General features: G+C 40.4%; 9 protein-coding genes. 6 read left to right on the forward strand and 3 right to left on the reverse strand.

Annotation, left to right across the window (positions count from 1 at the left end):
* The first annotated feature begins 97 nt into the window (after positions 1–97).
* The 4 genes from VLB74_RS08090 to VLB74_RS08105 all read left to right on the forward strand — a co-directional run bounded on the left by VLB74_RS08090 (position 98) and on the right by VLB74_RS08105 (position 3,664).
* Positions 98–409: a DUF4286 family protein gene (locus VLB74_RS08090; protein WP_325202949.1), complete on the forward strand. Its 312-nt coding sequence runs from the start codon at positions 98–100 to the stop codon at positions 407–409.
* Positions 410–505: 96 nt separating this feature from the next.
* Positions 506–1,285, forward strand: coding sequence for a 16S rRNA (adenine(1518)-N(6)/adenine(1519)-N(6))-dimethyltransferase RsmA (rsmA, locus tag VLB74_RS08095; RefSeq protein WP_325202950.1), 780 nt, complete (start codon positions 506–508; stop codon positions 1,283–1,285).
* A complete protein-coding gene (gene mgtE / locus VLB74_RS08100) occupies positions 1,275–2,627 on the forward strand; it encodes a magnesium transporter (protein ID WP_325202951.1) in 1,353 nt (450 codons plus the stop codon). Before rsmA ends, mgtE begins: the two co-directional genes overlap by 11 nt.
* Positions 2,628–2,698: 71 nt before the next feature.
* The gene (locus VLB74_RS08105) at positions 2,699–3,664 is read left to right on the forward strand and encodes a 2-hydroxyacid dehydrogenase (protein WP_325202952.1); all 966 of its coding nucleotides are present in this window, start codon (positions 2,699–2,701) and stop codon (positions 3,662–3,664) included.
* A gap of 29 nt (positions 3,665–3,693) precedes the next feature.
* On the opposite strand, the gene VLB74_RS08110 is transcribed toward VLB74_RS08105, so the two are convergent.
* Positions 3,694–4,287, reverse strand: a complete 594-nt coding sequence (locus tag VLB74_RS08110) for a dihydrofolate reductase family protein (RefSeq protein ID WP_325202953.1) — start codon at positions 4,285–4,287, stop codon at positions 3,694–3,696.
* A gap of 229 nt (positions 4,288–4,516) precedes the next feature.
* On the opposite strand from VLB74_RS08110, the gene VLB74_RS08115 reads away from it, so the two are divergent.
* Together VLB74_RS08115 and VLB74_RS08120 are read left to right on the forward strand one after the other, a co-directional pair.
* Positions 4,517–5,044: a hypothetical protein gene (locus VLB74_RS08115; RefSeq protein ID WP_325202954.1), complete on the forward strand. Its 528-nt coding sequence runs from the start codon at positions 4,517–4,519 to the stop codon at positions 5,042–5,044.
* Between the two features lie 54 nt (positions 5,045–5,098).
* A complete protein-coding gene (locus tag VLB74_RS08120) occupies positions 5,099–5,629 on the forward strand; it encodes an SRPBCC family protein (protein WP_325202955.1) in 531 nt (176 codons plus the stop codon).
* A gap of 70 nt (positions 5,630–5,699) precedes the next feature.
* Here the strand turns inward: VLB74_RS08120 and VLB74_RS08125 are convergent, their stop codons facing one another.
* The gene (locus VLB74_RS08125) at positions 5,700–6,347 is read right to left on the reverse strand and encodes a hypothetical protein (RefSeq protein WP_325202956.1); all 648 of its coding nucleotides are present in this window, start codon (positions 6,345–6,347) and stop codon (positions 5,700–5,702) included.
* 181 nt (positions 6,348–6,528) lie between these two features.
* On the reverse strand, positions 6,529–7,708 hold a 1,180-nt coding region (locus tag VLB74_RS08130; RefSeq protein WP_325202957.1), incomplete at its 5' end, for a glycoside hydrolase family 18 protein.

Raw genomic sequence — 7,708 nt, forward strand, 5'->3', positions numbered from 1 at the left:
AATCAAATGTTTTATACTTTTAGAAGAAAACAGAAATCCTAACCAATCTAAAATTCTAACAATCTAAACCATGCTAATAATCTAATAATCTAAAAAAATGATAATCTACAACGTAACCATAAATATACACGAAAGTGTTCATGACCAATGGATGGACTGGATGCAAAACAAACACATTGCAGATGTTTTAGCTACCGGGAAATTCACTTCAGCACGAATGGTAAAAGTGTTGGTGGATGAAGAAATGGGAGGAGTAACATACTCTATTCAATATACGACTGATTCCCTGGAAACCTTACAGCGTTATTACGACGAAGATGCGCCAAGGCTGCGTGAAGAGGGATTGCACCTTTTTGGTGACAAGATGCTGGCCTTCCGTACCGAATTGGAGTTGATTTCAGAACATTAAATTAGACAATCAAGACAACTTAGAAGAGTAGACATTTTAGAAAGTTATTCATGGTAGTCTAAGAAGTATAGAAATCTAAAAATCTAAAAATCTGTCATGGACAAAGTAAAAGCAAAAAAACACCTTGGTCAGCACTTCCTGAACGATGAAAGCATAGCCAAAGATATTGCCGATGCACTGACGCTGAAAGGATATAAAAACGTATTGGAAATCGGTCCGGGGATGGGTGTGCTCACCAAATATTTACTGGAAAAACCGATAGATACCTATGTGATCGAAATCGATACCGAATCGGTGGCTTATCTTGATGCACATTATCCGAAATTACACGGAAAAATAATATCCAAGGATTTTTTAAAATACAATATTAAAGAAGTTTTTAAGGAGGAACCTTTCGCCATCATCGGAAACTTCCCGTATAATATTTCAACCCAAATCGTGTTCCGAACACTGGAACTACGCGATCAGATTCCTGAATTTTCGGGAATGTTCCAAAAAGAAGTAGCCGAACGCATCTGTTCCAAAAAAGGAAGTAAAGTATACGGCATCCTGTCGGTTCTTGCACAGGCTTTTTATGATGTGGAATATCTTTTTACGGTAAGTGAACATGTGTTTACGCCACCGCCAAAAGTGAAATCGGGTGTAATGCGAATGATCCGCAAGGAGAATTATGAATTGCCTTGTGACGAAAAACTGTTGTTTAATGTGGTGAAAACGGCCTTCAATCAAAGGCGAAAAACACTTCGAAACAGCTTAAAATCGCTGAATCTGTCGGATAATTTACGAGAAGATAGTATCTTTGACCTTCGTCCGGAACAGCTTTCGGTGGAACAATTCATAGAACTTACGCAAAAAATAGGAGCCGATGGAGTTTAAAATCAGCAAAGAACTAATTTCAGAATTAGAGCAACTCATTCAAAGTAAAAACGACCAGCAACTGGAGGTTTTACTGAATGACTTGCACCATGCTGATATCGCCGAAATCCTGGATGAGTTGGATTTCGATGAGGCGACCTATATTTTTAAAGTACTGGATTCCGAGAAAACCGCTGAAATCCTATTGGAGCTGGAAGACGATTTACGTGAAAACATCCTACGCCGACTTTCAGCCAAAGAGATTGCCGAAGAGTTAGATGAGTTAGACACTGACGATGCGGCGGATATCATCGCAGAACTTCCACAATCCATAAAAGAGGAAGTAATCCTTGAGCTGGAAGACGTTGAACACGCCAAAGACATTGTCGAACTATTGCGCTACGATGAAGATACGGCCGGGGGGTTGATGGGTAAAGAGTTGGTGAAAGTTAACGAAAATTGGAATGTTCTGACCTGCGTGAAAGAAATGCGTCAGCAGGCGGAACATGTAACCCGTGTTCACTCCATTTACGTGGTGGATGACGAAGATCGTCTGAAAGGACGTTTGTCGTTGAAAGATTTGCTTACCACGTCCACCAAAACGCCAATCAGCGAGGTTTATATCAAGAAGGTAGATTACGTTAAAGTAGACACGCCGGATGTAGAAGTAGCCCGTATCATGCAAAAGTATGACTTGGAAGCCATTCCGGTTATTGATGAAATGGGACGTTTGGTGGGTAGAATTACCATCGATGATATTATCGATGTAATCAAAGAAGAAGCCGATCAGGATTACCAGTTGGCTGCTGGTATCTCGCAGGACGTAGAGGCGGATGACAGTATTTTAGAACTTACCCGCGCGCGTTTGCCTTGGCTGGTATTGGCACTTTTGGGAGGCTTTATCAGTGTTAAAGTACTTGGTATTTTTGAGCCGGCTATGGAATCCCATAAAGCGCTGTTCTTTTTTACCCCGTTAATTGCCGCAATGGGTGGAAATGTTGGGGTACAGTCCTCAGCGATTATTGTTCAGGGTTTGGCCAATAACGCGATTACAGGCAGTATCGTGCAACGATTGCTGAAAGAATTGTCCCTTAGCTTATTGAACGGTTTAATCTTATCCGCGATTCTTTTTGCGGGCAGTTACTTTTTGCTTGGGTATGAAATCCATATCGGGATTACCGTTACCATAGCACTGTTATCGGTGATTATCATCGCTTCGCTTAATGGGACTTTTATTCCCATTATCCTTAATAAATACGGTGTGGATCCCGCTTTGGCCACAGGGCCATTTATTACCACCAGTAACGATATCCTTGGGATTCTTATTTATTTCAGCATTGCTAAAATAATCCTTGGGTTTTAAAAATTTTAAAAGATCATTGGTGTAAAACCATTACCTTTATTTCCATATAACAGGAAACTTTGACACCTGCCATGAATAAAGTGTTACAACCCATAAACCAGACCAAAATACTCCATATCGACAGCAACCATCCGTTGTTGTGGGAACAATTGGAAGTCGCCGGTTTTCAGAACTTCGAAGATTTCAAATCATCAAAGAAGGAAATTGAAGAAAAGATTCATGATTACCACGGTATTGTTATCCGAAGCCGTTTTAAAATCAACAAAGAGTTTCTTGATAAGGCTGTTAACCTGCAATTTATAGCAAGAGTTGGAGCCGGATTGGAAAGCATCGATTGCGAATATGCTGAAGCAAAAGGAATTCATCTTATTGCCGCCCCGGAGGGTAACCGCAATGCAGTGGGCGAACAGGCGCTTGGGATGCTTTTATCGCTATTCAATAATCTGAATAAAGCCGATAAGGAAGTTCGCAGCGGACATTGGAATCGGGAAAGTAACCGCGGACACGAACTCGACGGAAAAACCGTTGGCATTATCGGTTATGGGAACATGGGAAAATCGTTTGCCAAAAAACTCCGTGGTTTTGATGTGGAAGTTTTGTGTTACGATATTTTAAACGATGTAGGCGATGAAAATGCCTGTCAGGTAAGTTTGGCTGAATTTCAGCAGAAAGTCGATGTAGTGAGCCTGCATACGCCCTGGACGCCGGAAACCGATAAAATGATCAATACGGATTTCATCAATGCGTTTTCAAAACCATTTTGGTTTGTAAACACAGCGAGAGGAAATAGCGTAGTAACTGCCGATTTGGTCAAAGCGCTTAAAACCAAAAAGATTTTAGGTGCAGGTCTGGATGTCTTGGAATATGAGAAACTGTCCTTCGAGCATTTGTTTGAAGGCGAAAAACCTGCCGCTTTTGAGTACCTGCTTCAAGCCGATAACGTACTACTCACCCCTCATATAGCTGGATGGACGGTGGAAAGCAAAGTGAAGCTGGCGCAGACTATCGTGGATAAGATTGTGCTGGTTTATGCTTAAAAGGGTATAGCGGACTCCAATTCATTTTCTTAAGGTTCAACAGTACCCGTCTTAACTTCTCCGGCCCGTTTGTAATTGGCAATAATAACGCCACTTTTGGTAGCCACACTCTCTGTCAATTTAAATGCTGCAGGGATGGCACCATCGATAAATAATTTCTTCCCTTTGCCTAGTGTTAGCGGGTATATCATGAGCCAGAGTTCATCAGCCAGATCATTTTTAAGAAGCGACTGAATGAGTTCACTGCTACCCCAAACCTGAATATCCGAACCATTTGAGCTTTTTAGTTTTTCGATATCTTCAAGGCTGTTCAGGAAAACAGAGTTCTGCCAACTTGAAGAGTTTTTTGTTACAGACATGACGTATTTTGTAACATCATTGATGCCAGGCCATCCGTATTCATGCTTCGGCCAGTAATCGGCCCAAATGTCAAAAGTTTTTCTTCCTAAAAGAAGATCAGAAGGTTGCATGAGTTTTCTGATTACCTCCGAAAAAATTTCGTCTCCATAAGGAGCAACCCAACCGCCATACTCGAATCCGCCTGATGTATCCTCTTCTGGTCCACCGGGAGCCTGCATGACTCCATCTAGAGTGATCATTGATATAATAACTATTTTTCTCATAGTGCCTTATTTTATTTATTTTCTTTCTAGAATAAGCTTTTACAGGATTTAGAAAGATGGAGATTACCTACTAAAGTTAATGATTAATGATGAAAGTTTCAATACTGTTTTTATAGTGTTTAAAAAATATATTATTAAAAATAAGCACATATTTTGTGTTAAAAAATATTTTTTTTATAAAACAACACTCATTTTGTGTTACTTTTGAATAAAATCTTAAATCAACACAATGAGAAAGCCATCCACAATAAAACACATCTTGGGATTATCTCAAGATGAAATGGCCATGCTGTTGGGGATAACACCAAGTCAGTGGTCTATGTTTAAATCCGATAAGCGTGACATTCCCCTGGCGGCTAAAGAACAATTGGCGTTCCTGTTACAAAGTATACAGAAGAAAGAGGTATTATCCGAAGAAGGGCAGCAATTGAGAAATGCCGAAAGGGATAAGACAAAAGAGAAACTGCGACAGGAACTTCAGAAAGTGAAAATCAAATCGACGCGTCTCGAAAAACAAATAAGCGTATTGGAAAACCTGCGCACCGAAAGTCTGGCCGCGTTGGAAGTTTCAGTGGTACTTGCTGTTCAAAAAGCCAATCAACGGACTGTTGTCCTGGCGGAAAGCATTCGGTTACGAGCGTTGAATAATCTGAAAAAACACAGTTTGTTTAAGCTGGCCGATATGCAAATTAAAAAAGAAAGTTTCGAACTATTACGAAGTAAAATCGAAGAGAAAATCAAGCAGATGGAGCAATAATTGGAGTTTCATCCAAATTTTACTTAAATAATCTAACCATTTAAAACTATTGCGATGACTATTTTAAACATCTTTTTACTGGTTTTTGGAGGTCTGATGGCCTTCCTTTTAATTGCAGCACTTTTCATGAGGAAAGAATATCATGTGCGTCGTGAAATCATAATCAATACCTCAAGTAAAAGAGTTTTTGACTATTTGAAACTACTCAAAAATCAAGATAATTTCAACAAATGGGTGATGGTGGATCCCGGCATGAAAAGGGATTTTGTCGGCACCGATGGAACTGTTGGTTTCATTTATCGATGGAATGGTAATAAAAAAGCCGGTGAAGGGGAACTGGAATTAAAATCGCTGATTGAAAGTAGTAAGATCGAAACCGAAATTCGTTTTGTACGGCCATTTCCGGCTGTAGCTTTCTCGGATTATGTTTTCGAAATAGTTTCCGATAATCAAACGAAGGTCATCTGGGGTAATAGGAGCAAAATGATATTTCCGATGAACATCATGGTGTCGATGGTAGAAAAAATGCTCGCGAAAGACATGGATATCAGTCTGTCTAATCTGAAAACCATTCTTGAGCGATAGCTTTCGCAAGTTTGTATATATAAAAACAGATTCCGTCAGGTTAGTTTGCCGGAATCTGTTTTTTTGTTTTTTATAGTTTGAATGCCATGGTGAAATTAATGGTATTCGCGTTTTGGATTTTACGTTCGATGCCGCCTTTTTTTGCTTCAGACAAATCTGCCTGTACTTCATAACCAAAGCCGAAATCCAATAGGTCGGATAGCTCGAATTTAAGTCCGAGTTGAGTTGTAAAACCAAAATTCCATCCTAGATTCGAATCACTAAAAGTACCGGATATCGTTTCTACTTCCTCTTTAATCTGATCGTTTGCATAAAGACCAAGCCCGACATTCAATAAAACATTCTGATTTTGAGGTTTAGTATTTTTGTAAAGAATTACGTCCGCACTCGCGTTAACGGGAATGTGCAGATAAGCATTTTTTAAATCCGCTGAAGTGCCTTCCATGTTTTTGTTTCCCCAAAACTCTAAATAACCTATTCCTGTTGAGAATTTCCATATTTTTTGCTTACCCGGTCTGATTGAAAAGATCAAATCACCACCATTGAAAAATCCGTTTGTGGCAGGACTTCCGGTTTCCTGAACTTTCCCGAAGCCTAATTTGGGTATTACGGCGATTTCAAATTTATTAGATTCTTTTTCTGTAGTGGGCGTTTCTGTCTGGGCAAAAATTGTCCAAGACGTTGAAAGTAAAAGAAGAACGGTCAGCTGTTTTTTCATAGATTCGTTTCTTAATTAATGATGATTGTTTTTTACAAGTTTTGATTGGATAGCGAATATAATAAACATTTTATTAAAGTAGGAATAATCTTCGTAATTTATTGAAAAACCTGATATAGAAGCAAAAAAATAGCCCAGTTGGTAAACTGAGCTTTGTTGTGATAGTAAAGTTGCGTTTGAGTTATTGCTGTCGCAGTGCCTGCATAGGAATATCGATGTCAAAATAGAACGCACCCTGTCCGATACCTGCCGAACAGTTTGTGGTGCACAACTGTCGGGTCGAATTGCATTCGGCGGCCCAGAACATGTAACCGAGCATTCCTGACGATGTTCCTGCGCCGTTATGCTTTATTCGGGTGACATAGTTGCTGCTTAGGAATTGAATGGAAGAATCAAAATTATCGCATTCGGGTACAGTTTGATTACCTGTCATATAAAGCGCCCCGGTAAATTTACATGGAGCCAATGGAGGGATGGGAGGCGCATATTGGGGTTTTCCGTCGATATGTTCGTCCCAGTTTGTGATGGCTTCTGTAAGTGATGGTTGCCTCGCTGGTACCATCGCATTGGCATAATCGAGAACAGGTGTACTTGTAGTGAGCCATTCTGCGGTTGCTTTTTGGCAAATACCAATCAGCCAACGGTCGCCTGCCGCTAAATCGATGGTAAGCCGGGCAGCATGATTGGTTCCTTGTGAATCATAAGGGTGTATACTTCTGTAAGTTGATATAAAATTTTGTAAGCCGGTCAGGTTTGGATTTCGGTTTTCTTCATAATCGATTTCAATGCCTACGCCGAGTGTCCTCGCAACCTCTGCGGCATTCTCTGCAAGCAACCTCGGATTTTGTGCCAATGCCGTATTCCAGTCCTTCGTATAGGTTATCCCTCCAATGGACAGCATCACCCGGATTCCATGGATCTTAAAATAATCGACTACCTGCTGGGTCATCCCTTTTGGCAGACCATTGGTAGTGGTGGCATCATTTGTTCTGTTTAGCAGTTTCAATGGGTTGACGAAACTCAAAACGACTACATTTACGGAAGGACTCCCACCCCCTCGATCAATAATCCAATGATTTTTCAGATCAAAATCGTCCATGTCACGAACCGTGCCCCAGGTGCAGTAATCATTTCCGGCATGCCAGACACCATATACCTGAAGTTGAGTGGGGTTGGTATCTAAAACGTAAGGGGGTTGCGATGTCGGTCTGCCAATTGCATCCGAATCATCAATTGCGGATTCCGCTCTTATGTCGTCTTTTTGGCAACTGTATAGTATGGTTGTAATAAGAAATAGGGATGCGATGAAGGTAAGTAATTGTTTCACAGCTGAATATGTTTGAATTAAGCTATTAAAGATA

The organism is Flavobacterium sp. (assembly GCF_035456225.1).
GTDB lineage: Bacteria > Bacteroidota > Bacteroidia > Flavobacteriales > Flavobacteriaceae > Flavobacterium.

Coding starts and splice junctions, on each gene's coding strand:
- VLB74_RS08090 (WP_325202949.1), top strand. CDS start 98: ATGATAATCTACAACGTAACCATAAATATACACGAAAGTGTTCATGAC.
- rsmA (WP_325202950.1), top strand. CDS start 506: ATGGACAAAGTAAAAGCAAAAAAACACCTTGGTCAGCACTTCCTGAAC.
- mgtE (WP_325202951.1), top strand. CDS start 1,275: ATGGAGTTTAAAATCAGCAAAGAACTAATTTCAGAATTAGAGCAACTC.
- VLB74_RS08105 (WP_325202952.1), top strand. CDS start 2,699: ATGAATAAAGTGTTACAACCCATAAACCAGACCAAAATACTCCATATC.
- VLB74_RS08110 (WP_325202953.1), bottom strand. CDS start 4,287: ATGAGAAAAATAGTTATTATATCAATGATCACTCTAGATGGAGTCATG.
- VLB74_RS08115 (WP_325202954.1), top strand. CDS start 4,517: ATGAGAAAGCCATCCACAATAAAACACATCTTGGGATTATCTCAAGAT.
- VLB74_RS08120 (WP_325202955.1), top strand. CDS start 5,099: ATGACTATTTTAAACATCTTTTTACTGGTTTTTGGAGGTCTGATGGCC.
- VLB74_RS08125 (WP_325202956.1), bottom strand. CDS start 6,347: ATGAAAAAACAGCTGACCGTTCTTCTTTTACTTTCAACGTCTTGGACA.